Here is a 21,779-nt window from a genome sequence, read left to right on the forward strand (position 1 = left end):
CTGGCGAGAATCCGACATCAACCTCACAGCGACCGAGGTCGGCCTCCGTCCTGCCGATGCCATGCGGACTCCCGCAGCAGCCGCAGTCCGTTCAGCCCGACCAGCACGGTGGAGCCCTCGTGGCCCGCGACGCCGAGCGGCAGCGGGAGGTGTCCGAGCAGGTCCCACAGGACGAGGACCGTGATGAACGTGCCCGCGACGAGGAGATTCTGGACCACCAGGCGACGGGCCGCGCGGGACAGCCGTACGACCGCGGGGATCGCCGCCAGCTCGTCGCGGACGACGACGGCGTCCGCCGTCTCCAGCGCGAGGTCGGAACCCGCCCGGCCCATGGCGACCCCCGAGTGGGCGGCGGCCAGGGCGGGCGCGTCGTTGACGCCGTCGCCGACGAACAGGACCTTGCGGCCCTCGCGTTGCAGTTCCCGTACGGCCGTGACCTTGTCCTCTGGCAGCAGGGAGGCGCGTACGTCCGTGATGCCGGTGGCGGTGGCCACCTGGGCGGCGGCGCGCGGGTTGTCGCCGGTGAGAAGCACGGGTGAGGTGCCCGTCAGGGCGGTGAGCCCCGCGGCCGTCTCGGCGGCGTCGGCGCGCGGGCGGTCGGCCAGGACGAGCGTGCCGACGGGAGCGCCGTCACGTTCCACGAGGACGACCGTGCCGCGTTCGACGTCCGTGGCCGTGTCCGTGTCCAGGCCCGGGTCGGGGCGGCCGACCGTGACGACCCGGCCGTCGACCGTGGCGGTGACGCCATGTCCCGGCTTCGCCGTGAAGTCGCAGGCGGGGGCGAGGCGCAGATCACGGGTTCGGGCCGCCGCGACGATCGCGCGGGCGAGCGGGTGTTCGCTGGGGTGCTCGGCGGCGGCCGCCAGCGCCAGCAGGGCGTCCTCGTCCAGCCCCGATCCGGTCGCCGGACGTACGGCCGTCACCTCGGGCGCGCCCTCCGTCAGCGTGCCGGTCTTGTCGAGGGCGGCCGTGTCGATCTCGCCGAGGCGTTCCATGGCGAGCGCGGACTTGACCAGGACGCCGTGCCGGCCGGCGGTGGCGATGGCGGAGAGCAGCGGAGGCATGGTCGCGAGAACGACCGCGCACGGCGAGGCGACGATCATGAACGTCATCGCCCGCAGCAGCGCGCCGGTGAGGTCCGCGCCGAAGGCGAGCGGCACGGCGAAGACGGCGAGCGTGGCGGCCACCACACCCACCGCGTAGCGCTGTTCGACCTTCTCGATGAACAGTTGCGTCGGCGCCTTGGTGCGCGAGGCCTCCTCCACGAGGGTGACGATCCGGGCGATCACGGAGTCGGCGGGGTCGCGCTCGACACGGACGCGCAGGGCTCCGGTGCCGTTGAGTGTGCCCGCGAAGACCTCGTCACCCGGGGTCTTGAGGACCGGCAGCGGTTCGCCGGTGATGGTCGCCTGGTCGGCCTCGCTCGTACCGTCGAGGACCCGTCCGTCGGCTCCGATCCGCTCCCCCGGCCGGATCAACAGCTCGTCACCGACGGCGAGTCGACTCACCGGGACGGACTCCTCACCGTCGGCGGTGACCCGGGTCGCCGTCGCGGGCGCGAGGTCGAGCAGACCGCGTACGGAGTCGGCGGTGCGGGCGGTGGCCAGGGCCTCCAGGGCGCCGGAGGTGGCGAAGATGACGATCAGCAGGGCTCCGTCCAGGACCTGTCCGATCGCGGCCGCACCGAGGGCCGCGACGATCATCAGCAGATCGACGTCGAGAGTCTTCCCGCGCAGCGCCCGCAGCGCCTCCAGCGCCGGTTCCCAGCCACCGGCGAGGTACGCGACCACGTAGAGCGGCGCGTATGTCCAGCCGGGCGCGTCGGCGAAGTGCAGCGGGAGCGCAAGCAGGAAGGCGGCGGTCGCGAAGAGCGCCCAGCGGGCCTCCGGCAGCGCGAGGACGCGGGTGCGGCGGCGCGGGGCCGTCCGGGCGGATGCGTCAAGGGCGGGGACGGGTGGCGAGTCAAGAGTGGAGGACACCCTGACACCATACAGGAACACATGAAGACTCATTCATATCCTCATGTGTGATGAGTAAGATACGCCCATGGGTCATGGAGCCGTCACCACCGCGCAGGACGCCGCCGCTCAGAACGTCACCACGCGCGTGCGTCTGGACGCGGCGAATGTCGCGAAGGTGGCCACCACGCTCCAGGCCCTGTCCACCCCCTCACGGCTGCTGATCCTCGCGCGGCTGCGCGAAGGGCCGCTTCCGGCGACGGAGCTGGCCGCCGAGGTGGGCATGGAACAGTCCGCCTGCTCGCACCAGTTGCGGCTGCTGCGCAACCTGGGCCTGGTCGTCGGCGAGCGGCGCGGCCGGTCGGTGGTCTACGCGCTGCACGACCACCATGTCGCCGAACTGCTCGACCAGGCGGTCTACCACGTCGAGCATCTGCGACTCGGCCTCAGCGACGCGTCCGAGTAGCGCCGGCGGACCGGCCGGCGGCGACGCGGCGGATGCGGCCGCTGTACGCCGCCGGGTTCACGAGGACCGGGGTCAGGCTCCTTCGACGTAGGGGAAGACGCGGGTGAAGTCGGCGCCGGGTTCCTTCGCGGCGAAGCTCTCCCACAGGGCGCCGGTGGCCGCCCCGATCGGTGACGGCCGGTCCTCCTCCTCGACGGCGCGCAGGTAGAGCTGCACGTCCTTGGTCATGAGCGTGTTGGTGAATCCGGCGGCGTAGCGGCCCGTGAGGACATGGTTCGGGAACTTGTCGTTCGTCGCGGCGCTGCGCCCGCTGGCCCCGTCCAGCACCTCCACCATGGTCGCCATGTCGAGACCCACCGACCTGCCGAAGGCGATCGCCTCGCTGGTCGCGGCGAGCGTGGTGGCCGCCAGGAAGTTGTTCGCCAGCTTCAGGGCCTGGGCGAGGCCCGGGCGGTCGCCCACCCGGTGGCGGCGATCGCTCAGGGCGGCGAGGACCGGCTCGACGCGGGCGCAGGCCTCGTCGCTCCCGGCGTACATCACGGCGAGGGTGCGGGCCCTGGCGCCCGCCACACCGCCGGACACCGGGGCGTCGACGTAGGAGACCCCGCTCTCGGCGAGCAGCGCGGCGACGGAGCGGGCGGCGTTCACCCCGATCGTCGAGGTGTCGACGACATGGGTGGTACGGCGGCGGCCGGGGGCGGCGACGATCTCGCGCGCCACCGCTTCGGACGCCGTGCCGTCGGGAAGGCTGAGCACCACCACGTGCGCCCGTCGGACGACGTGGGCCACGTCAGCGGCGTGGACGGCACCCGGTGGGGTGCGCCGCGGGCCCGCGGCGTCGTGGGCCACCAGGTCGAGGCCGGCCCCGAGCACGTTCGCCGCCAGGGCCCCGCCCATGTTGCCGAGGCCCACGAAGCCGACCGCCACCGGTGCTTCCCCGGCCGTCACGCTCCCTCACGCTCCGCCCGTACGGCCTTGACGCCGCGCCGGGCGGCGACTGCGGCGGGAACGCCGCAGTAGGCGGAGATCTGGAACAGCAGCTCGTCGATCTCGTCGTCGGTGACGCCGGTGCGCGGTGAACTGCTCGCGTGCACACGGAACTCGTCCATCCGGCCCAGCGCCGCCGTCATCGCCATCACCAGCAGGCTCCGGTCCCGGGGACTGAGGGCGCCGCCCCGGGCCCAGACGCCCCACGCGGTCGCCGTGACGTAGTCCTGGAACTCCCGGCCGGCCCGGTCGGGGCCGGCGGTGGCGCCGTCGACGTAGGCGTCGCCGAGCACGGCCCGGCGCACGGCGCGGGCGGCCCGCAACTCGTCGGTCTCTTCCATGGGTGCTCCCTTGCCGCCGATCCGGTGGTGTGACACGCGGGCAGGACGGGCTCTCCACTCAGGAGAACATCCCTCTCACTGAGCGTAAATGAAGATTCCGCAGGGAAATAGATGGGCGTCACGGCCTTGACCCGGCAAACCGGCCCGGAAGGGTCAGCGGGTCTCCTCGCCCTGGGCGATCTCCACCTCGTGATGGAAGGTGACGACGCCGGTCGCCGCCGCGGAGGCCGAGACGGTCGCGCAGGCGACGAGGAGGAGGGCGATCCAGGATGCGGCGCGGGAGCGGTGCCCGGGAGTCGCGAGAAGGGCCGCGACCCGCTGGGGTACGGGTCCGGTGGTCGCGGCGGCGGCGAAGTCGGGGCGGGTGGAGCGGGCGGCCGTGGTGGCGAGGGCGGCGCGGGCGATGGCGCGCGCGGTCAGCCGCCGGTCCCCCACCGCCGTGGCGGCGGCCTCGTCCGCGGCTCGCTCGGCGGCGAGCGCGATGCTGTCACGGACCGCGCGCAGCCCGGGATGGCAGTGCGCGGCGATCTCGGCCGCGACGAGGAAGCGGTGGTGGTTGCCCGCGTTGTGGGCCCGCTCGTGAGCGAAGAGCACCTCGCGCTCCTCGGGGCGGAGGCTGCGGAGCATCGCGGTGGTGACGACGATGCGGTGCGGACGGCCCGGCAGCGCGTAGGCGTCCGGGTGGGGAGATTCGATCACGCACAGGTCGCCCGCGGCGGGCCGGCGGTCGGCCTGACTGCGGGCGGTGCGAAAGGCACGCAACTGGCGCAGGGCGGAGCGTACGAGGGTCGCGGCACCGACGGTCAGGAGGCCGGTGGCCGCCGCCGCCAGGGGCAGGACGATCAGGTCCGACGGGGTGCGCAGGGGGTGGACGAGGTCACCCAGGCCCGCCAGGACCGGCAGCTTGAGCAGGCCGGTGAGGAGCAGCGCGCCGAGCGCGGCCACGGAGGCGCCTGCCAGCACGAGGACCGTGAGGGTCAGTGCCCACAGCGCGGCGACCGGCGCGAGGCGGTCGAGGCAGCGGCGGGCCAGCCCCGGCAGCGCGAAGGGCAGCAGAAGCGGGATGAGCAGCGGAATGATCAGCAAAGTGGTCATTACTCACCCGATTCTAGTGGCTCACCCGATTCCAGAAGATCACGCAGGAGGCGCTCGTCGTCGGGACTGAGCTGGGCGACGAACCGGGCGAGCGCCGTCTCACGGTCCTCGTCCCGGTCGAGCTCGGTGTGCATGCGTCGGGCGGTGAGGCCGTGCGGGTCCTGCACGGGGAAGTAGGCGAAGCCACGCCCCTGCCGCTCCCGGCCGACGAATCCCTTCTCGTGCAGCCTCGACAGGATCGTTGTCACCGTCGTACGGGCCAGCCCCGAGCCGAGCTCCGTCTGGACGCGGCCCGGAGTCAGCGGTGCGCCGGCGGCCCAGAGGGCGGCCATGACGGAGGCCTCGAGCTCACCCGCCGGTCGGCGTTCGTCCTTCGCGCTGGTCATGGGAACGATCCTCACCCCGGTATCGTCTACAGTTCAGTAGACCGTCTACAGGATTGTAGTCACTCGGGTGCCGTCACGACCGCGCCCGCCCGTCCAGTATGAGAGGGCTCCCGGCGATGGCCGCACCTTTGTTCGCAGCGTCACAGCTCGGATCACACCTCGGGTCGGAGCTGGCGGTGAACATCCTCAGCGCCCAGTCCCTGCTCGCCGCCTTCGGTGTGCTGGGCGTCGGCGTGGTGATGTTCGCGGAGACCGGGCTGCTGATCGGCTTCTTCCTGCCCGGTGACTCGCTGCTGTTCACGGCGGGCCTGCTGTGCACGGGGTCGGGCCACGGCGGCCTGAAGCTCTCCCTGGGGCCGCTCCTGGTCTGCGCCGCCGTGGGCGCGCTGGCCGGCTCCCAGTGCGGTTACCTCATCGGACGCAAGGCGGGCGGCGCCCTGCTCGCCCGCAGCGGCTCGCCCCGGCTGCACGAGGGGGCCAAGCGCGCCGAGGAGCTGCTGGAGCGGTACGGCCACGCGAAGGCGATCGTGCTGGCCCGCTTCGTCCCGGTCGTACGCACGGTGCTGAACCCGATGGCGGGCGCCCTCCAGGTCCCCGCCCGCACGTTCACCGTGTGGCAGGTCGTCGGCGGTCTCGTCTGGAGCATCGGCCTCACCCTCGCGGGCTACGCACTGGGCTCGTCGATTCCGAACGTCGACCGCTATCTACTCCCGATCATCGCCGTGATCGTCATCGTGTCCCTGATCCCGCTGGCCGCCGAGTTCCGCCGCTCCCGCAAGGCCGCGGCCACGACCGCGCAGAAGGGCGCCGAGGGATGATGCTCGCGTTCAACGGGTCGTCGATCGACGGCTCCGCCTACACCTACGTGGTGAATCTCGCCCATGACGCCCCGTCCTGGCTGGACGGCCTGGTGTCCGCCTGGTCGACGTACGGGCTGGCACTGTTCGCCGTTCTCATGCTCGTGGGCTGGTGGCAGGCCCGTCGCAGCAGCGCCCAGGCGGCGATAATCGCGCTCGCGGTGCCGGTGATCGTCGTCGTGGCGTTCGGGGTGAACTCCCTGTTCAAAATGGTCGTCCGCGAGGACCGCCCCTGTCAGAGCCTGCACGTGAAGACGCTGGAGGCGTGTCCGGCGCCGGGCGACTGGTCCTTCCCCAGCAATCACACGGTCATCGCCGCCGCGGCCGCCGTGGCCCTGCTCTACGTATCCCGTCGCCTCGGCACCATCGCCCTGCTGGCCGCCTGTCTGATGGCCGTCTCCCGGGTCTGGGTCGGCGCGCACTATCCGCACGACGTGGTCGCCGGTGTCCTGGTCGGCACGCTGATCGCGATGCTGCTGACGACCCTTCTGCGCAGACTCTCCGACCCGCTGGCGGGCCGGCTGACGGACTCGCGGCTACGGCCACTGCTGGTCTCGGCGTAGGCCCACGGCTACGGCTACGGCTACGGCTACGGCTACGGCTACGGCTACGGGAAACAGGCAAGCACCCTTCCGGAGCTGCTGAAGGAGGACCATGCGGCACACGATCCTGGTCGTCGAGGACGACCACGCCCTGCGTGACGTCCTGCTGCGCGGGCTGCGCGACGAGGGCTTCGACACCGTGCCCGCCCCGGACGGGGCTACCGCGCTGCGGCTGGCCGGGGACGACGTCGACGCGGCCGTGCTGGACGTCGGGCTGCCCGACGCGGACGGGCGGGACGTGTGCCAGGCGATCCGAGCCAATGGTTTCCTCTCGCCCGTCATCTTCCTGACGGCCCATCACCACCTCACGGACCGGCTGGCGGGCTTCTCGGCCGGCGGCGACGACTATCTGCCCAAGCCGTTCCACCTGACGGAGCTGGCCGCCCGGCTGCGGGCGGCGCTCAAGCGCAGTGGACCGCTCCCGGCCACCACGGCCGGGGACCTGGTCCTGGACCCGGTCGGGCACAGCCTCACCGTCCAGGGCACCCGGGTCGGCCTCACCCCGACGGAGTTCCGGCTGCTGGCGGCGCTGATGGCGGGGTCCGGGGACATCGTCCGCAGGCGGGAGCTGATCAGGGCCGGCTGGCCGGAAGGCGCTCAGGTCAGCGACAACACGCTGGACCAGTATCTGACCCGGCTGCGCCGCAAGCTCCGGGACGGCGGCAGCGCGCTGACCATCACCACGGCGCGCGGCATCGGCCACCGGCTGTCATGAAGACCCTGTCAGCCGGTGCCACGAGGGCCCTGTCAGCCGGCGCGAAGGCACGGTCATGAGGGCGTTCGCCTCACGATGGTGGCCGCGCACCCTGCGGGGCCGGCTCTCCCTGGTCGCGCTCACCACGGCGACGATCCTGATGGTGATCCTCACGGTCGCGTTCAACACGGTCGTACGCCGTCACCTTCAGCACCAGGCGGACGACGAGCTGCGCACCCGGGCCGCCGCCGTCACCGCGACCGTCGTCACCGACGGCTCCCGGGTGCGGGTCCTGGAGACCCCGGGCGAGGAGCTTCTCGACACGAACGTGTGGATCTACTCGGACGGCCGGCTGCTCGAGAAGCCCTCGTCCGCCACCGCCACCAGCCCGCTGACCCGCGCCGCCGACCGGCTCGTGGCGCGCGACGCCCGGACCTGCGTCACCGTGCACAGTCACGACGAGGTACGGCTGTGCTCGCGCCCGGTGCCCGGTGGCAAGGGCGCCGCTGCCGTCGTCACGGCGCTGGACCTCTCCCCGTACCGCAGTTCGGCCGACACGATGCTCTTCGCGTCCCTCGCCCTCGACGCCGCGATGCTCGCCTGCACGTACGCGCTGACGCGGCTGGCGGTGGGCCGTGCCCTGCGTCCCGTGCGCTCGATGACCGAGCACGCCACCCAGTGGAGCGCGATAGCCTCCCAGGAGCGTTTCGGCTCCGTGACCCGCCCCACCGAACTCGCCCAGCTGGGCGGTTCGCTGGACGCCCTCCTCGACCGCATCCGCGCGCTGCTGCGGCACGAACAGCAGCTCACCCGGGAGCTGTCGCACGAGCTGCGCAACCCGCTCGCCCGGATCATCGCCGAGCTCGACTGGTGGGGAACCCGCCCCCGCTCCGACGCCGACACCAAGGCCACGCACGCGGCGATCGCCGACGCGGCCCAGTCCATGCGCACGATCTGCGACACCCTGCTCGACGAGGCCCGCGACAGCGCGGCCACCGCGCCCGGCACGGCCGACGTGCTGCCGGTGCTGCACCGCCTGGTGGACCGCCTCGGCCCCACGAAGGAGGGCGTGGAAGTCGTCGTCACCGTCCCGGACGCGCGGTTGTCGGCCGGGGTGCCGGACGCCCTTCTGGAGCGCATCGTCAGCCCGCTCCTCGACAACGCCCTGCGGCACGCGCGCACCCGGGTCGAGATCCTGGCCCGCGCTGATCCCGGCGGCGTGAGCGTCGAGGTCGGGGACGACGGTCCCGGCGTACCGGCGTCGTTCGCGGCGCAGCTCTTCCAGCCCGGCCGGCGCGCCGATCCCGAGGACGGACACGGCGGAGCGGGCCTCGGGCTGCCGCTGGCGCGACGCCTGGCCCGCTCCGCCGGCGGGGAGGTGGACCACGACGGGCGGCACACCTCCGGCGCGACGTTCGTGGTCACGCTTCCCGCGGGTTGAGCACGTCGTCCCCACTGGGGGCCACTACTGGGGGCTGAGCTGCCGCTCGGACTCGGTGACGTCCTTGCGGGTCATCGCCAGGTACACCACCAGAGCGAGGATGACCGCGAGGAACAGCACGCTGGTGACCGTGGTGCCCAGGCCCAGGCCGCCGTCGCCGGTCGGCTGCGAGAGGTAGTCGCCCATCGATGCGCCCAGCGGGCGGGTCAGGATGTACGCGATCCAGAAGCTCAGCACGGCGTTCAGGCCGAGGGCAAAGTGCGCGACCGCCACCGCGGCGATGGCGAGGCCGAACAGGACGGCGGACACCCAGTATCCGAGGGCCATCTTCTCGGCGACCAGGTCACCGGCCGCGGTGCCCAGCGCGAAGGTGAACAGCACGGCCAGCCAGTAGTAGGCCTCGCGGGACACCGTGTCGATGCTGTGGATGGACAGCGTTCCCTCACGGCGGTACCAGACGGCGAAGACGACGGCGAGGGCGACGGCGAACACGGTGGTGCAGGTCGTCAGCGACACACCCAGGTTGTCGGTGAGGTTGTCGCTGATCAGCGTGCCGACGATGCTGATCAGGGCCACGGCGAACCAGTAGACGCCGGGCCGGTAGGCCTTGGTGCGGAACTGGACGACGAGAACCACGGCCAGCACCGCGCTCATCAGCAGCGACACTCCGGTCAGGCCCATGCCCAGGTTCGAGTTCAGGAAGTCCGCCGCGGTCTCACCGACCGTGGTGCACAGCACCTTGATGATCCAGAAGTACGCGGTGACCTCAGGAACCTTGTTCCAGCGGAGGTGGTGGCCGGGGGCCGCCCCACTGCGGACATAGGCCCCGGGAGTCTCAGAAGTCTCAGTCATGAGGCCCGACCCTGCCAGCGGGACTCTGAACACATCCTGACTGCCTGGTGACAGGTGCCGACGGGAACGAGCCGCGTGAACGTCGTTCAGAGGACCTTGCGGCGGGCCAGTACGGCCAGGGCCAGCAGCCCCGGGATCAGGGGCAGCCACACCGTCAGCAGCCGGTAGCCGAGAACTGCCGACGCCGCCGCGCTGCCCGGCGCTCCGGCCAGCGTGAGGGCCACGGCGAGCGCCGCGTCCAGGGAACCGATCCCACCGGGCGTGGGCAGGAGCACGGCGGCGCTGCTCGCGGCGAGGTAGGCCAGCGCCACCTGGGCCGGGGGCAGCGGCAGTTCGAGGGCCTGGGCCACCGCGACGACCACGGTGGCGTGCAGCGCGGCGAAGGCCAGCGAGCCGCCCCACAGCGCGGCCGCGCGCGCCGGGACCTCGTGCACGGCGCGGACGTCGGCCAGCACGGCCCGCAGCGCGCGCCGCAACGGTCCCCGCAGCAGTACGGCGGCCGTGGCCAGCACGGCGAGCGCGATCGCGACCGCCGTCGCCGAGATGTGCGGCAGGCGGAGCAGGCCGGGGCAGGCCAGCGCGAGCACGGCGATCAGGAAGCCGCGCGAGACGCCCCCGGCGGTGGCCTTCACGCCGAGCGCGGTCGCCGACCGGACGACCGGCAGACCGCACCGGGTCAGGAAGCGGAGGTTGACCGCGCCCGCGCCGAGTCCCGCGGGCAGCACATGGTTGGCGGCGGAGGCGGCGAACTGCACGGCCACCAGCTGCCGGACGGGCAACGGCCGGGTCACCGCCCCTTGTTGGGCGAAGGCCGAACACACCCAGGTCGCCACGGTGGCGACGGCCGCCACGAGCAGCCAGCCGCGGTCTGCGACGGCCAGCCGGCCGGCGCCGGTCGCGATCACCGGCCAGTGGCGCCGGCCGAGACAGACCGCGCCCACCACCACGGCGAGGGTCGCCGCGGCATGCAGGGAGACCCGCCTGCTCGCGGCTGTCACGGTTGTCGTCGGGGCGCCGGGCGGAAGGATGGTCATGTCGCCCCGCCTGCCTGGACGGCGGGGGCGACGTACACCATCAGATGGCCGACGCGGTGCGCTTCCCACGTGCTGGCGTACGCGGGTGGCTTCGCGTCCGGAATGGTGAGCACGCCGACCGGGATCCGCTGTCCGGCCCGCACTATGGCGTCGGCGGTGGTGTTGGCGTTGTTTCCGCCGGTGTCCACGGAGGAACAGCCGGCGTAGAAGGCGATCGGGACGTCCTCGTAGCCGGTCAGCATGCAGGGCGGATTCACCCCCAGCCGGTGCAGCTCCGTCGCGGTGTCGGCCCAGTCCCGGTGGGAGACGGTGGTGCCGTGCACGGTGTGCTCCAGCACCGCGAACTGCACCGCGAGATGCCCGGCCAGGCCGAGCGTCACCAGGGTGACTGCCACCGGTCGCCGACCGCGGTCGGGCGCGGTCACCAGGTGGATCAAGGCGTCGGCGACCGGGATGGCCAGCAGGATGTACACGGGCAGCATGAAGCGCGGCGCCGCGTATCCGATCAGGAAGAGGTACGGGAAGCCAACCGTCGCGGCGCAGGCCAGGAGCAGCAGGCTGTTCACTCCGCGCCGGGCCTTGACGGCGATCACCGCTCCGAGGACGGCCACGACGGGCAGCGCGAACCACCACAGCATCACCGGCGGGGCGGGCATCGCTCCGGTGCAGGGGCGGCACAGGACGCGCCCGCCGAGGCTGCGCAGCTGGTCGTCGACGGCGATGTTCCAGCCCAGGCCGCCCTGGACCTTCGAGCCGTCGGAGAGCCGCTGGGCCAGGCCGCCGTAGCTGACGAACGCCTCGACGACCCACTCGCCCGCGCCGGCGACCAGACCCGCGACGAGCGCCACCAGCAGCCTCGGGCGCCGCCAGCGGCGTACGCACACGACGAGGAAGAGCAGCGGCAGGGTCGCATAGACCGCGTCGGTGGGCCGCATCCACGCCATCATCGCGGTGCTCAGGCCCACGCCCCACAGCGCCGCCCGGTCGAACCGGTCGGCCTGGGCGCGCAGGAAGCATCCGACGCAGGCCAGGGCGCCGAGCGCGACCCAGTAGTTGGGCATGGCCTGCGGGCCGTAGAAGAGGGTCACCCAGAGCGTGGCGAACAGGGCGCCCGCCGCCGCCAGCACCCGCATCGGGAACAGTCCGCGCCAGACGCGCAGCGCCACGAACAGGCCGAGCCCGGAGAGCACCGCGAGATAGACGCGCAGCAGGGCGGTGGACGAGGACCAGGACACGATCGGTGCCACCAGCAGTGGCACTCCGCGGGCACGCGGGGCACTGAAGAAGGCGGCGGGTGCGTGTGAGCCGACCTGGCTGACGTAGACGGTCTCGTCCCAGCCGAGCCCCATGCCCGGCCGTACGAGGAGCAGTTGGGCCAGGGTGAAGGCGCCCGCGACCAGGGCCAGCCACTGCTGACCGTGCGGCCGTCTGGAGATGCGCCCCGTCAAGGTCGGACTGTGGTGATCGGCGCCGACGAACGGACGGTTCACAGTCTTGGCCATCATCCACCCTTCACCCTACAATCTGTAGGGTCCTTCACCCTACAAGACGTAGGGTGAAGGAGGAAGTTGCGCAAAACACGGTCAAATTACCGTGGATCGAGCGGGCGCGCAGGGGATGTCGGGGATGCGGTCCGAGGGGACACACCCTCGTACCGCCCCTGGGCGCACTGGTACGCCCCCACCACTCCCGCACCCCTACGCGCTGTAAGGTGACGGACATGGCTCGCACAGGCCCCCACGGCAGAGCGGAACGACGCAGCGCCGGCGAGCTGGAGAGCGAGGTCCTCGCCGCCCTCTGGGCCACCGACGCGGCCCTCACCCCCGCCGACATCCAGGGTGAGATCGGCGGCAACCTCGCCTACAACACCGTTCACACCATCCTCAAACGCCTGTACGACAAGGGTCTGGTCCTGCGTGACGTCGACGGCCGACGCGGCGCGTACCGGCCCGCCAAGAACGCCGCCGAACTGACCGCCGAGGCCATGCACGAGGCGCTGAACCGGGGACCCGACCCGATCGCGGCCCTCCAGCAGTTCGTCACCGGCCTGAGCCCCCACGAGGAAGAGGCCCTGCGGGATCTCCTCGGGGGGAGCGGGACGTGAGGATCGACGTCTACATCCCCCTCATCCTGCCGCTGCTGCTGACGGCCGTCGCGCCGCAGGTGGGCCTCAAGGTCTCCCCCGCGCTGGCCGCCCGGGTCCTCACCGTCGCCGCCGTACTGGCCGCCACCGCCTCCACCTGGGCGCTGCTCCTGCTCGCCGCCACCCTGGTCAACGAGGCGCCGCACGTGGCCACGGAGGCCGGCGAGGACGGACGGCGGCTGCCCGAACCGGTCCCGGTGGCGATCGCCGTCGTCGCGATCATGCTCCTGTGGCTGATCGGCTTCCGGCTCGTACGCGCCCTGCGCGCCCACTACACGACCCGCCGCGTCCTCGAGCGGCTGTGCGAGGGACATCCGCCCGACAGCGAACTCATCGTCGCCGCCTCCTCGACGCCCCGGGCCTTCGCGATCCCCGGCACGCCGGGCCGGATCCTGGTCACGGCCGCCATGCTCGGCGCGCTGGAACCGGCGGAGCGGCGCGTGCTGCTGGCCCACGAGCGCGCCCATCTCGCCCACCGCCACTCGGTACTGTCGACCGCGGTGACCCTGGCCGCCGCCGCCAACCCGGTGCTCGCACCCGTGCGCACCACCGTCGCCTTCCTGGTGGAGCGCTGGGCCGACGAGGAGGCCGCGCGGCGCGTCGGGGACCGCCGTACCACCGCCCGCGCCCTCGCCCGGGCCGCCCTCGTCTCCCAACGCGCCCGGCCGGGCTGCGCCCTGAGCTTCTCCGAACACGCGGTCACCCGCCGGATCGCCGCCCTGCAGACGGCCCCGCCGCCGAACCTGTGGCCCATCGGCGTGGCCGTCCTCGCCCTCGGCGCCCTGCCCGCGCTCGGCGCGCTGGACGCCACCGGCGATCTGCTCCGCCTGCTCGGCGAGAGCCTGCCGGGGTAGCGCAGGGGTCCTCAGGTGGCGAGCGTCCTGCGCTCGCGCAGGTGGGCGTAGCCCATGAGACCGACGAGCAGCGCGAACAGCACGGCCGACGAACCCGCCGTACCGAGGTCGAGCCCACCCTTGGCGGTCGGCTTGGTGAGGAAATCGCCCGCGGTCGCGCCGAGCGGGCGGGTGAGGACGAAGGCGATCCAGAACAGCACCACGTTCGGCACCGCGGGGACGCGCATCAGCGCGACGAGGACAGCGAGCAGCCCGGCGACGAGCAGCGCGCCGCCCGCGTAACCGAGCCCGGAGCTGTCCGACAGGAAGTCGCCCATCGAGGTGCCGAGGGTGTTCGACACGAGGATCGCCGACCAGAAGAGGGCCTCGGCCCGCAAGGTCACGATGTCGCGGATGACGAACGTCATCCCGGTGAACTTCCAGACGGTGAAGATCACGACCAGCAGCGAGATCAGGATCGCGGCGCCCGCGGGGTACCCGAGTCCCAGGCCCTGCGGACCCCAGCCCAGCGAGGTGGCCCCGTCGGAGAGGTACTTGGCGCTGGCGTCACGGTTCATGAAGTCGGACATCGTGGTGCCCGCCATGCTGGTGGAAAGGATCACCGTCCAGTAGAAGAAGGGGTTGTACCGGCGCGACCTGAGCTGTACGACCAACGTGACCACGAAGACCAGGAACAGCAGGATCGTGGTGAGGAAGTAGCCCAGTTTGAGGGTCTGCGCGAACAGGTCGCCCGCGGTCTCGCCGAGTGTCGTCGCAGCGATCTTCATGATCCAGAAGGCCAGGGTCACCTCTGGCAGCTTCTTCATCACGGAGGTGCCGGGGTCGGCGACTTGGGGGTCGACGACGATTTCCGTCTTGTCCAACGTTTGCTCCTGGGGGGGTGCAACGACGTCCCCCCAAGGCCACGGCCGAAGGAGGGCGCGTGTCCATTGGCTCAGTGTTGCGCATGCCTGCGCGCCACGCCGATCAACGTGGCAGCCGCAGTCTGAACGCATCCTGAACGCGCGATCATGCCTCCAGGTCGTTCCGCGCAGGCGTCCCTCTCAGGCTCCTGGGTGATCCGGTACGCCTCAGTGCGCCGGTCGGGTGAGGAGCGCCAGGGCGCGGACGTGGGCCACGTGGGCGGTGGCGGGCAGCCGGGTGAGGAGTTCGCGGGCCCTGCGGGCGTAGTCGTCGGCCATCGCGTGCGCGGTGTCCAGGGCTCCGGTCCGCTCCAGCACGGCGCGGATCCGGCACAGGGCGAGCGCCGGTTCGGTCTCGTCGAGCAGGGCGTGGCGCAGCGCAGCGCGGCTCTCGGGGTCCGCGCGCCGGTGGGCGATCAGCACGGGCAGCGTGGGACAGCGGTTGCGTACGTCGCTGTCGGAGGGCTTGCCCATGGCGCGCGCGGCGATCGGGTCGTACGGCAGCACGTCGTCGCGGATCTGGAAGCAGATCCCGAGGTGGTCACCGAAGTCGCCGAGCAGTTCCGTCGTCGGGGCGTCGCCACCGCCGAGGATGGCGCCCACGCGGCAGGCGGCCGCGAGCAGCACGGCGGTTTTCGCCCGGGCCATCGCGACATACGCGTCGACGCCCAGCTCCAGGTCACCGCGCATCGCCAGTTCGTCGAAGGCGCCCCGGCAGATCGCCACCCCGGCCTCGGCCTGCACGGCCACGGCGCGTGCGACACGGTCGGCGGGCACTCCCAGGCGACGGCACTCGGTAAGCGCCGCGAACCAGGAGAAGAACAGGGCGTTGCCCGCGACGACGGCCTGGGCGGGTCCGAACTCGGTGTGGACGGCCGCGCGACCGCGCCGCTCGGTGTCTCGGTCGATGATGTCGTCGTGCAGGAGGCTGCCGACGTGCGCCCCCTCGATACCGACCGCGGCGGGCAGCACCGCGCCCAGCTCCCCACCCACCGTGAGCGCCGCGTGCAGCACGAGGGAGGGCCGCAGGAGCTTGCCCGGCGGGACCATCGCGTACCGGTGCACGGCGTCCAGCCCCGCCGAGCGCCCCGGCCACCGACGAACGAACTCCGCCTCCAGAAGCTCCGCGAACTCGACGCGGGGCGACGGGGGGTAGGGCGGGGATCCGGGCTGGGGTTGAGGCACGGGCTCGGGCACGGACTCGGGCACGGGCACGGGCCTGGGCATGGGCCTGGGGCCGGGGTGGGGGTTGGGCGCGGGGCCGAGGCCGGGATGCGGGCCGGCCGCAGGCCTGAGGTGAGGCTCGGCCCCGGCCCCAGGCCCGGGCCCGGGCTGGAGCCTGGGGCCTGGTTGAGGCTTCGTCTGTGCCCCGGGACCGGGGTGGAGACTCGGCTGAGCCCCGGAGCCAGGTTGAGGCTTGGGATGGAGCTGGGGTCCGCGTCGGGTACTGGGCCGGTCCTCGGGCCGGGCCTCGGGCTGGACCTGGGGTGGGGATTCGGGCCGCGCCTCGGGACGGACCTGGGGCGGGGCTTCGGGCCGCACCGGGGGCCGTGCCTCGGGACGCGTCTGGGGCCGTGCCTCGGGGTGGGCCCCGGCGTCGGCCGGTGCGTCCTCGCTGGGCAGTTCGGTCATGGAGGCTCCCCCGTCACCGGCTTGCGCGAGCGTGGCGATGTACCCACCCCAACAGACCCGCCACCCCTCCGGAACGGCTCACGCGCATCCCATGGCGGCATGCCCTCGCCCCGCTACCGGAGCTCGTGCTTCCACACCACCCGATCAGACGGTTTCGCGGCACGGACGCGACCACAGTCAGAGGTAGTCGACCGGTCGTACAATTGCGTCATGGGACGAACCAGCGACGCCAGGGAAAAGATCCTCAGCGCCGCGCAGTCGCTCATCGAGCTGCGCGGCTACTCGGCCCTGGGGGTGGCCGAGATCTGCAAGGCGGCCGGCGTGCCCAAAGGCAGCTTCTACTACTTCTTCGCGTCCAAGGAAGCCCTCGCCCTGGCCGTGCTCGACGAACACTGGGAGGCCCAGAAGAGCGCCTGGACACGCGTCCTGAACAGCGACGAGGAACCCCTGCGGCGGCTGTACCGACTGTTCGAGGAGACGGAGGCCGCCCAGCGCGCCGGCCAGCAGAGCTGCGGCACCGTGTCCGGCTGCCTGTTCGGGAACCTCACCCTGGAGATGAGCAACCACACCGAGCCCATCCGCACCCGCCTGCAGGAGATCTTCGACGCGCAGGTCGAGATGGTCGAGTCGGTCATCACCGAGGCTCGTGGGCGCGAGGAGGTCACCACCCTCGACAGCCGGGAAGCGGCACGGGCGGTGGTCGCCCAGCTGGAGGGGCAGGTGCTGTTCGCCAAGCTCTACAACAACACCCGGCGGCTCAGCCCCCTGTGGGCGAACTGCCTGGCCCTGCTCGGTGCCCGCGCCCCGCAGGAGGCCGTGGCAGGCGCCTGACGCCCGCCACGACACCGTTCAGAGGGTCTCAGAGGGCGTTGACGTCGACCACCGCCTCGGCGAATGCCTCAGGGGCTTCCTGTGGCAGGTTGTGACCGATGCCCTTCAGCGTCCGGTGGTCGTACGCGCCCGTGAAACGACCGCGATAAGACGCGCCGTTTCCCGGCGGCGTGAAGGGATCCAGTTCGCCGTCAAGGGTGATCGTAGGCAGCGAGATGGCGGGACTCTCTGCAAGTCGCTTCTCCAGACGGTCGAATCGCGGGTCACCCTTGGCCAGACTCAGTCGCCACCGGTAGTTGTGGATCACAATGGGAACCCAGTCCGGATTGTCGAAGGCGGTCGCGGTCCGATCGAATGTGGCGTCATCGAAGTGCCACGTCGGAGAGACGTTCTTCCAGATGAGTTTCGCGAAATCGTGCTTGTACTGTGCGAGGCCGAGCCGACCCCTTTCGGTGGCGAAGTAGTACTGATACCACCACGCCCATTCGGCCTGCGGCGGCAGCGGCGCCTTGTTTCTTTCGCGGTTGGTGATGAGATAACCGCTCACGGAGACCAGGGCCTTGCAGCGCTCCGGCCAGAGCACCGCGATGATGTCGGCCGTCCGCGCTCCCCAGTCGAAACCGGCGAGGATCGCCTTCTCGATCTTCAGCGCGTCCATGAGCGCGATGATGTCGAGCGCGATCACCGACTGCTGGGCGTTGCGGAACGTCTTGTCCGAACGGAACCGTGTGGTGCCGTGACCGCGCAGGTACGGCACGATCACCCGGTAGCCCGCCGCGGCGAGCCTGGGAGCCACATCGACATAGCTGTGAATGTCGTAGGGCCAGCCGTGCAGCAGGACGACCGCGGGGCCGTGAGCGGGACCGGCCTCGGCATATCCCATGTTCAGCTCTCCGGCACGGATCTGCTTCAGCGGGCCGAGAGAGGTGTGCGTTCCGGGCTCGGTCACCGGGGCCGACGGAGAAGCCGAGGCGGAGGCCGACATCACCGGGAGCACCGGGAGCACCGGGAGCACCGGGAGCGAGGCTCCGGCTGTTCCAACGGTGAGAATCCGGGAAAACGTGCGCCTGTCTATGACATTCACCTTTCTCAAGTGCCGTCACCGCCTCGCCAGATGTTGTCGAATGCCGCGTCTTCGATGCTTCGCCGTTGCCGTACCGCTTCCAGTTCCGTCACCGCGCCGTTGACGGCGGCCAGGACGGTCAGGACCGAGTCGTCGACGAGCCCCGCGGCCTCCTCGGTCGACTCGTCGTGGATGCCCACGGCGGCCGCGAGGACGGTCAGGATGGGCTCGCCCGAGGTCCAGCGTTCGTCCGCGTGGCTGCGGTCCGGTGAGTCGGCCGCTTCCGTACGGCCGCCGCCGAAGGGAATCCAGCGGTGGCGCGGTCGGGCGAGCCGTCCCTCAGCCTCCAGGTCCGCGTGATAGGCCGCGGACAGCCCACGGCCGCGGCGCCACAGCCAGTCGTCCACGGACTCGTACGGCGTCTGCCGCACCAGCGACGCCACGGCCCCGTCCAACAGACGGTCGCCCATGGTCCACTGCGCGCCGGGCACGATGCGGTCGTCCTCCAGCGTGATGGCCTGGGCCTCGATGAGGTCGACCAGTTCGGCTCCCGCGAGGGCCAGCGACAGGTCGCCCTGCTCGACGGGTCGGCTGGACGGGACGTCCATGGCGATCATCAACAGGTCCCGCGGTGTGGTCATGACGGACTCCACGTCTGAGTCATCGGTGGCTGCCCGCGTCCGCGGCGGATTCCGTCGGCGCGGGCTGTCGTACCGGGGCGGTGGCTCGCACTACCACCATGTGGTGCGGGAAGCCGATGCGCAGCACGGCGGCGGCCGCGGCGGCCACGAGAACCACGGAAGCGGCCAGGATCAGGGCCTGCTGGTAGCCGTGGTGGAGCAGGGGCGCGGCCACCAACGGGCCGAGGATCTGGCCGACGGAGTATCCGGCGGTCAGGAGCGCGACGGAGCGGGGGAACTCCAGGTGGGCCCCGGTGGCGAGGGCGAGGGTGCTGACCCCGATGAACGTCGCGCCGAACAGCACCGCGGAGACCAGGGCGGCCGGCGCTCCGCCGATCAGGGCGGGCAGGGCGATGCCCACCGCCTGGACGACGAGCGCGGCGAGCAGCAGGTCGGGGCGGGACCAGCGGCGCCCGAGCCTGGCCCACAGCGCGGACGAGGGCACGGCCGCCAGACCGACCAGCACCCAGGCGCCGCCGCCGAGCGGTCCCGGGGAGCTCTGTTCGATCGCGGCGACCAGGAAGGTGCCCGCGATGATGTAGCCGATGCCTTCCAGCGTGTAGGAGGCGAACAGGGCGGAGAACCAACGATGCGTGCGCGGCCCGCGGCTGGAATCCGCAGTTGCCGCGGTGGCCGCAGTTGCCGCAGTTGCCGCAGTGACTGTGCTGGCCTTGGCGGCCTTGGTGGCCTGTGTTGTCGTGGGAGGCGCTTCGGGACGGAGGTTCCACGAGGCGACGGCGAGGACCGCGGCGAGCGCGGCCGAGGCCCACCAGGCGGCCCGCCAGTCGGCGACGGGGCGCAGTACCAGGACGAGAAGACCCGACAGGGCGATGCCGGCGCCGACCCCGCCGAACGCCCATCCGGGCAGGTGAGCCGGGTACTCCCGCAGGTGGCCGAGGAGCGAGCTGACCGCGATGACGAAGATCAGAGCGCTGGCAACCCCGGCCAGCAGCCGCAGCGCGAACCACACGGCGGTGTCGTGGGTGGCGGGCATCGCGGCCAGGGTGCCGGTCAGCACGACGAGCGAGGTGCGCAGCAGGGCCCGCGAGCGGACCGCCGCGGGGGCCAGGATGCCGACGAACGCGCCCACGAGATAGCCGATGTAGTTGGCGGTGGCCAGGTTCGCGCCGGCGCCGGCGGACAGCCCCGCCCCGGCGTGCATCAGCGGGAGGATCGGGGTGTAGACGAACCGGCCGACTCCCATGCCCGCGGCGAGTGCCGCGGCGGCCCGGACCACGTGCCCCCAGGGTGAGTGCGGCGTGCCGGGACCTCGGGCCGGGGAGGCGCGCAGGGGTCGTACGCTCATGACGAAGTACATGTCGGGTGCTGATCCTTCTCAGGTCCTGGTCCATGTCAGGTCCTGGTGCGTGTCAGGCACTGGTCCCCGCCGTCACTGCGCGGTGTCGGTCCGGCCTGGGTCGTTGGGGTGGGACTCGAGCGCGGTGACGGTGAGGCTCATCCAGGGGCGCAGCGGCAGTGTGCCGAGCACCTTCTCGTGGAGCTCGTCCTCGTCACCGGCACACCAGATGCCGATGCTGCGCAGCTCGCCGACCGGGCGCCACAGCCGCGCCAGGTTGCCGGTGGCGGCCAGTTCCCGGGCACGGGCCGCCTCGGCGGCGCGCCGCCGGTCGACCTCGTCCTGAGTGGTGCCCTCGGGGATCGTGGTGGTGATCTCGACCAGGAACTCTCGCATCGTCCCGCTCCGCTCGATGGGGCGTCCGGCGGGCACCGGAACGCCGCGTGGGTGATGGTGGCCGGCCGGAGGACCGCTGAGGTCGTCCGGCGTCGGGCTTCCATGAGCTCCATCGTCCGCCTGCCACCGGGGCGATGCCACGACAGGCTTCCTCCCTGCTGGGAGGCGCGGCCTCGCACCGACGTAGCATGACCAGCGTGGAGTTGCGCCAACTGCGGTATTTCGTCGCCGTCGCCGAGGAGCTGAACTTCGGCCGGGCCGCCGAGCGCCTGCTGATCGCGGGCCCCTCTCTGTCCCAGCAGATCAAGGCGCTCGAACGCGACCTGGGCGTGCGGTTGTTCGATCGCGATCGTCGCTCGGTGTCCCTCACCGCGGCCGGCTCGGCCCTGCTCCCCCACACCCGTGCCCTGCTCGAGCGGGCCGACGACCTCCAGCGGCGGGCCGGTCGACTGTCCGGATCGGAACCGGTACGGCTCGGCTACGTCAACTGGCTCCCGTCGGACCTCACCGCCCGTACCGCCACCGTGGCCCAACTCCACCTCGACGCATGGGTCGCGCCCTCACACACCCAGGCCGCCCGGGTCGCCGCGGGCGGTCTGGACCTCGCGGTGTGCTGGGTGCGGACCGAGGACCTGGAAGAACGCGGCCTGCGTGCCCGGCTCATCGGCGCCGACCGGCTCTACGCCGTCGCAGGCGGCGACGACACGAGCGACGTGGCCGCCCGGGACACCGCCGTCCTCCTCGACGACGACACCACCTCCTGGTCGTCCTGGAATGTCTACGCCGAAGAGCTGGCCCAGGACACCGGGGCCCGCGCGGTACGCATCTCCAACGGCGGCATCACCGGACCGGCGTTCTTCGATCACGTCCGTCGCTGCAGCCACCCGGTGATCAACTCTCCCAAGGGCCAGACCACCCCGCTGCCGCCCGATCTGGTCCAGCGCCCGGTCACCGCGCCGGAGATCTACTGGACCTGGTCGCTGGTCTGGCGCGAGAGCGAGGACCGCCCGGCCGTCCTCGCCGTCGTCGACGCCCTCTGCGACGGCGTGGGCGACCTCGGCATCCGCACCCCGGGCGCCTGGCTGCCGGACGGGGATCCGCACCGGTAGGGGCACCGGCCCACTGACCTGGACTGGGAGGCCGTGCCTACCAGCAGGGAGGATTTCGGTCCTGGCCAGACCCCTGTCGACCTTTGACTTCTCCTCTCCACCCCGCCTAACTTTCAAATAGTCGACCGGTCGGCTAGTACACATGGCGATCGGTCAGGA

Annotated in this window: 23 protein-coding genes; 9 read left to right on the forward strand and 14 right to left on the reverse strand. The window is 72.0% G+C overall.

What is annotated here, in order from left to right:
* Positions 1-23: 23 nt before the first annotated feature.
* The gene (locus tag SMIR_RS03705; protein ID WP_212726503.1) at positions 24-2,012 is read right to left on the reverse strand and encodes a heavy metal translocating P-type ATPase; all 1,989 of its coding nucleotides are present in this window, start codon (positions 2,010-2,012) and stop codon (positions 24-26) included.
* 34 nt (positions 2,013-2,046) lie between these two features.
* On the opposite strand from SMIR_RS03705, the gene SMIR_RS03710 reads away from it, so the two are divergent.
* On the forward strand, positions 2,047-2,424 hold the full coding sequence (locus SMIR_RS03710; RefSeq protein ID WP_168497374.1) for an ArsR/SmtB family transcription factor: 378 nt from the start codon (positions 2,047-2,049) through the stop codon (positions 2,422-2,424).
* A gap of 72 nt (positions 2,425-2,496) precedes the next feature.
* On the opposite strand, the gene SMIR_RS03715 is transcribed toward SMIR_RS03710, so the two are convergent.
* The 4 genes from SMIR_RS03715 to SMIR_RS03730 all read right to left on the reverse strand — a co-directional run bounded on the left by SMIR_RS03715 (position 2,497) and on the right by SMIR_RS03730 (position 5,233).
* A complete protein-coding gene (locus SMIR_RS03715; protein WP_168497372.1) occupies positions 2,497-3,372 on the reverse strand; it encodes an NAD(P)-dependent oxidoreductase in 876 nt (291 codons plus the stop codon).
* Entirely contained in the window at positions 3,369-3,752 is a 384-nt protein-coding gene (locus SMIR_RS03720) for a carboxymuconolactone decarboxylase family protein (protein ID WP_168497370.1), read from the reverse strand. The genes SMIR_RS03715 and SMIR_RS03720 overlap by 4 nt, the downstream gene beginning before the upstream one ends.
* Before the next feature lie 153 nt (positions 3,753-3,905).
* Positions 3,906-4,847, reverse strand: a complete 942-nt coding sequence (locus SMIR_RS03725; RefSeq protein ID WP_212726504.1) for a M48 family metalloprotease — start codon at positions 4,845-4,847, stop codon at positions 3,906-3,908.
* Complete coding sequence (locus SMIR_RS03730) at positions 4,847-5,233, reverse strand: BlaI/MecI/CopY family transcriptional regulator (protein WP_212726505.1); 387 nt, start codon at positions 5,231-5,233, stop codon at positions 4,847-4,849. Before SMIR_RS03730 ends, SMIR_RS03725 begins: the two co-directional genes overlap by 1 nt.
* Positions 5,234-5,349: 116 nt before the next feature.
* On the opposite strand from SMIR_RS03730, the gene SMIR_RS03735 reads away from it, so the two are divergent.
* From SMIR_RS03735 to SMIR_RS03750, 4 genes are all read left to right on the forward strand, one after another.
* Positions 5,350-6,051, forward strand: a complete 702-nt coding sequence (locus SMIR_RS03735; protein ID WP_168497366.1) for a DedA family protein — start codon at positions 5,350-5,352, stop codon at positions 6,049-6,051.
* Entirely contained in the window at positions 6,048-6,653 is a 606-nt protein-coding gene (locus SMIR_RS03740) for a phosphatase PAP2 family protein (RefSeq protein WP_212726506.1), read from the forward strand. Before SMIR_RS03735 ends, SMIR_RS03740 begins: the two co-directional genes overlap by 4 nt.
* Before the next feature lie 91 nt (positions 6,654-6,744).
* A complete protein-coding gene (locus tag SMIR_RS03745) occupies positions 6,745-7,407 on the forward strand; it encodes a response regulator transcription factor (protein WP_168497363.1) in 663 nt (220 codons plus the stop codon).
* A gap of 55 nt (positions 7,408-7,462) precedes the next feature.
* Positions 7,463-8,827 (forward strand): sensor histidine kinase, encoded by a 1,365-nt coding sequence (locus tag SMIR_RS03750; protein ID WP_168497362.1) that lies wholly within the window; start codon positions 7,463-7,465, stop codon positions 8,825-8,827.
* 24 nt (positions 8,828-8,851) lie between these two features.
* On the opposite strand, the gene SMIR_RS03755 is transcribed toward SMIR_RS03750, so the two are convergent.
* The 3 genes from SMIR_RS03755 to SMIR_RS03765 all read right to left on the reverse strand — a co-directional run bounded on the left by SMIR_RS03755 (position 8,852) and on the right by SMIR_RS03765 (position 12,215).
* On the reverse strand, positions 8,852-9,679 hold the full coding sequence (locus SMIR_RS03755) for a COG4705 family protein (RefSeq protein WP_168497361.1): 828 nt from the start codon (positions 9,677-9,679) through the stop codon (positions 8,852-8,854).
* 86 nt (positions 9,680-9,765) lie between these two features.
* Positions 9,766-10,713: a lysylphosphatidylglycerol synthase transmembrane domain-containing protein gene (locus tag SMIR_RS03760; RefSeq protein WP_168497360.1), complete on the reverse strand. Its 948-nt coding sequence runs from the start codon at positions 10,711-10,713 to the stop codon at positions 9,766-9,768.
* Positions 10,710-12,215: a glycosyltransferase family protein gene (locus SMIR_RS03765; protein ID WP_422664507.1), complete on the reverse strand. Its 1,506-nt coding sequence runs from the start codon at positions 12,213-12,215 to the stop codon at positions 10,710-10,712. The genes SMIR_RS03760 and SMIR_RS03765 overlap by 4 nt, the downstream gene beginning before the upstream one ends.
* Before the next feature lie 218 nt (positions 12,216-12,433).
* Here SMIR_RS03765 and SMIR_RS03770 point away from each other — a divergent pair, with 218 nt between their 5' ends.
* Both SMIR_RS03770 and SMIR_RS03775 read left to right on the forward strand, forming a co-directional pair.
* The gene (locus tag SMIR_RS03770; RefSeq protein ID WP_168497359.1) at positions 12,434-12,817 is read left to right on the forward strand and encodes a BlaI/MecI/CopY family transcriptional regulator; all 384 of its coding nucleotides are present in this window, start codon (positions 12,434-12,436) and stop codon (positions 12,815-12,817) included.
* Positions 12,814-13,710 (forward strand): M56 family metallopeptidase, encoded by an 897-nt coding sequence (locus tag SMIR_RS03775; RefSeq protein WP_212726507.1) that lies wholly within the window; start codon positions 12,814-12,816, stop codon positions 13,708-13,710. Before SMIR_RS03770 ends, SMIR_RS03775 begins: the two co-directional genes overlap by 4 nt.
* An 11-nt stretch (positions 13,711-13,721) precedes the next feature.
* Here SMIR_RS03775 and SMIR_RS03780 read toward each other — a convergent pair whose 3' ends face one another.
* Complete coding sequence (locus tag SMIR_RS03780; RefSeq protein ID WP_212726508.1) at positions 13,722-14,573, reverse strand: COG4705 family protein; 852 nt, start codon at positions 14,571-14,573, stop codon at positions 13,722-13,724.
* A gap of 207 nt (positions 14,574-14,780) precedes the next feature.
* On the reverse strand, positions 14,781-15,827 hold the full coding sequence (locus SMIR_RS03785) for a polyprenyl synthetase family protein (RefSeq protein ID WP_168501404.1): 1,047 nt from the start codon (positions 15,825-15,827) through the stop codon (positions 14,781-14,783).
* Between the two features lie 627 nt (positions 15,828-16,454).
* On the opposite strand from SMIR_RS03785, the gene SMIR_RS03790 reads away from it, so the two are divergent.
* A complete protein-coding gene (locus SMIR_RS03790) occupies positions 16,455-17,075 on the forward strand; it encodes a TetR/AcrR family transcriptional regulator (RefSeq protein ID WP_168497358.1) in 621 nt (206 codons plus the stop codon).
* A gap of 28 nt (positions 17,076-17,103) precedes the next feature.
* Here the strand turns inward: SMIR_RS03790 and SMIR_RS03795 are convergent, their stop codons facing one another.
* The 4 genes from SMIR_RS03795 to SMIR_RS03810 form a co-directional block, all read right to left on the reverse strand.
* Positions 17,104-18,159 (reverse strand): alpha/beta fold hydrolase, encoded by a 1,056-nt coding sequence (locus SMIR_RS03795; RefSeq protein ID WP_212728269.1) that lies wholly within the window; start codon positions 18,157-18,159, stop codon positions 17,104-17,106.
* 5 nt (positions 18,160-18,164) lie between these two features.
* Positions 18,165-18,779 (reverse strand): GOLPH3/VPS74 family protein, encoded by a 615-nt coding sequence (locus SMIR_RS03800; protein WP_168497356.1) that lies wholly within the window; start codon positions 18,777-18,779, stop codon positions 18,165-18,167.
* A gap of 19 nt (positions 18,780-18,798) precedes the next feature.
* Positions 18,799-20,124 carry a YbfB/YjiJ family MFS transporter gene (locus tag SMIR_RS03805; protein WP_422664392.1) on the reverse strand — a complete coding sequence of 442 codons (1,326 nt, stop codon included), beginning with the start codon at positions 20,122-20,124 and terminating at the stop codon, positions 18,799-18,801.
* 84 nt (positions 20,125-20,208) lie between these two features.
* Positions 20,209-20,511, reverse strand: coding sequence for a muconolactone Delta-isomerase family protein (locus SMIR_RS03810; protein ID WP_168497355.1), 303 nt, complete (start codon positions 20,509-20,511; stop codon positions 20,209-20,211).
* A 188-nt stretch (positions 20,512-20,699) separates the two neighbouring features.
* Here SMIR_RS03810 and SMIR_RS03815 point away from each other — a divergent pair, with 188 nt between their 5' ends.
* Positions 20,700-21,620 carry a LysR family transcriptional regulator gene (locus tag SMIR_RS03815; RefSeq protein ID WP_168497354.1) on the forward strand — a complete coding sequence of 307 codons (921 nt, stop codon included), beginning with the start codon at positions 20,700-20,702 and terminating at the stop codon, positions 21,618-21,620.
* The last annotated feature ends 159 nt before the right edge of the window (positions 21,621-21,779 follow it).

This window comes from Streptomyces mirabilis (assembly GCF_018310535.1).
In the GTDB taxonomy this organism is placed as follows: Bacteria; Actinomycetota; Actinomycetes; order Streptomycetales; family Streptomycetaceae; genus Streptomyces.

Bases quoted from the DNA above. Each gene is read 5' to 3' on its own strand.
- SMIR_RS03705 (WP_212726503.1), bottom strand. From the start codon at position 2,012: ATGAGTCTTCATGTGTTCCTGTATGGTGTCAGGGTGTCCTCCACTCTT.
- SMIR_RS03710 (WP_168497374.1), top strand. From the start codon at position 2,047: ATGGGTCATGGAGCCGTCACCACCGCGCAGGACGCCGCCGCTCAGAAC.
- SMIR_RS03720 (WP_168497370.1), bottom strand. From the start codon at position 3,752: ATGGAAGAGACCGACGAGTTGCGGGCCGCCCGCGCCGTGCGCCGGGCC.
- SMIR_RS03725 (WP_212726504.1), bottom strand. From the start codon at position 4,847: ATGACCACTTTGCTGATCATTCCGCTGCTCATCCCGCTTCTGCTGCCC.
- SMIR_RS03730 (WP_212726505.1), bottom strand. From the start codon at position 5,233: ATGACCAGCGCGAAGGACGAACGCCGACCGGCGGGTGAGCTCGAGGCC.
- SMIR_RS03735 (WP_168497366.1), top strand. From the start codon at position 5,350: ATGGCCGCACCTTTGTTCGCAGCGTCACAGCTCGGATCACACCTCGGG.
- SMIR_RS03740 (WP_212726506.1), top strand. From the start codon at position 6,048: ATGATGCTCGCGTTCAACGGGTCGTCGATCGACGGCTCCGCCTACACC.
- SMIR_RS03745 (WP_168497363.1), top strand. From the start codon at position 6,745: ATGCGGCACACGATCCTGGTCGTCGAGGACGACCACGCCCTGCGTGAC.
- SMIR_RS03750 (WP_168497362.1), top strand. From the start codon at position 7,463: ATGAGGGCGTTCGCCTCACGATGGTGGCCGCGCACCCTGCGGGGCCGG.
- SMIR_RS03755 (WP_168497361.1), bottom strand. From the start codon at position 9,679: ATGACTGAGACTTCTGAGACTCCCGGGGCCTATGTCCGCAGTGGGGCG.
- SMIR_RS03760 (WP_168497360.1), bottom strand. From the start codon at position 10,713: ATGACCATCCTTCCGCCCGGCGCCCCGACGACAACCGTGACAGCCGCG.
- SMIR_RS03765 (WP_422664507.1), bottom strand. From the start codon at position 12,215: ATGGCCAAGACTGTGAACCGTCCGTTCGTCGGCGCCGATCACCACAGT.
- SMIR_RS03770 (WP_168497359.1), top strand. From the start codon at position 12,434: ATGGCTCGCACAGGCCCCCACGGCAGAGCGGAACGACGCAGCGCCGGC.
- SMIR_RS03790 (WP_168497358.1), top strand. From the start codon at position 16,455: ATGGGACGAACCAGCGACGCCAGGGAAAAGATCCTCAGCGCCGCGCAG.
- SMIR_RS03800 (WP_168497356.1), bottom strand. From the start codon at position 18,779: ATGACCACACCGCGGGACCTGTTGATGATCGCCATGGACGTCCCGTCC.
- SMIR_RS03805 (WP_422664392.1), bottom strand. From the start codon at position 20,124: ATGAGCGTACGACCCCTGCGCGCCTCCCCGGCCCGAGGTCCCGGCACG.
- SMIR_RS03810 (WP_168497355.1), bottom strand. From the start codon at position 20,511: ATGCGAGAGTTCCTGGTCGAGATCACCACCACGATCCCCGAGGGCACC.
- SMIR_RS03815 (WP_168497354.1), top strand. From the start codon at position 20,700: ATGACCAGCGTGGAGTTGCGCCAACTGCGGTATTTCGTCGCCGTCGCC.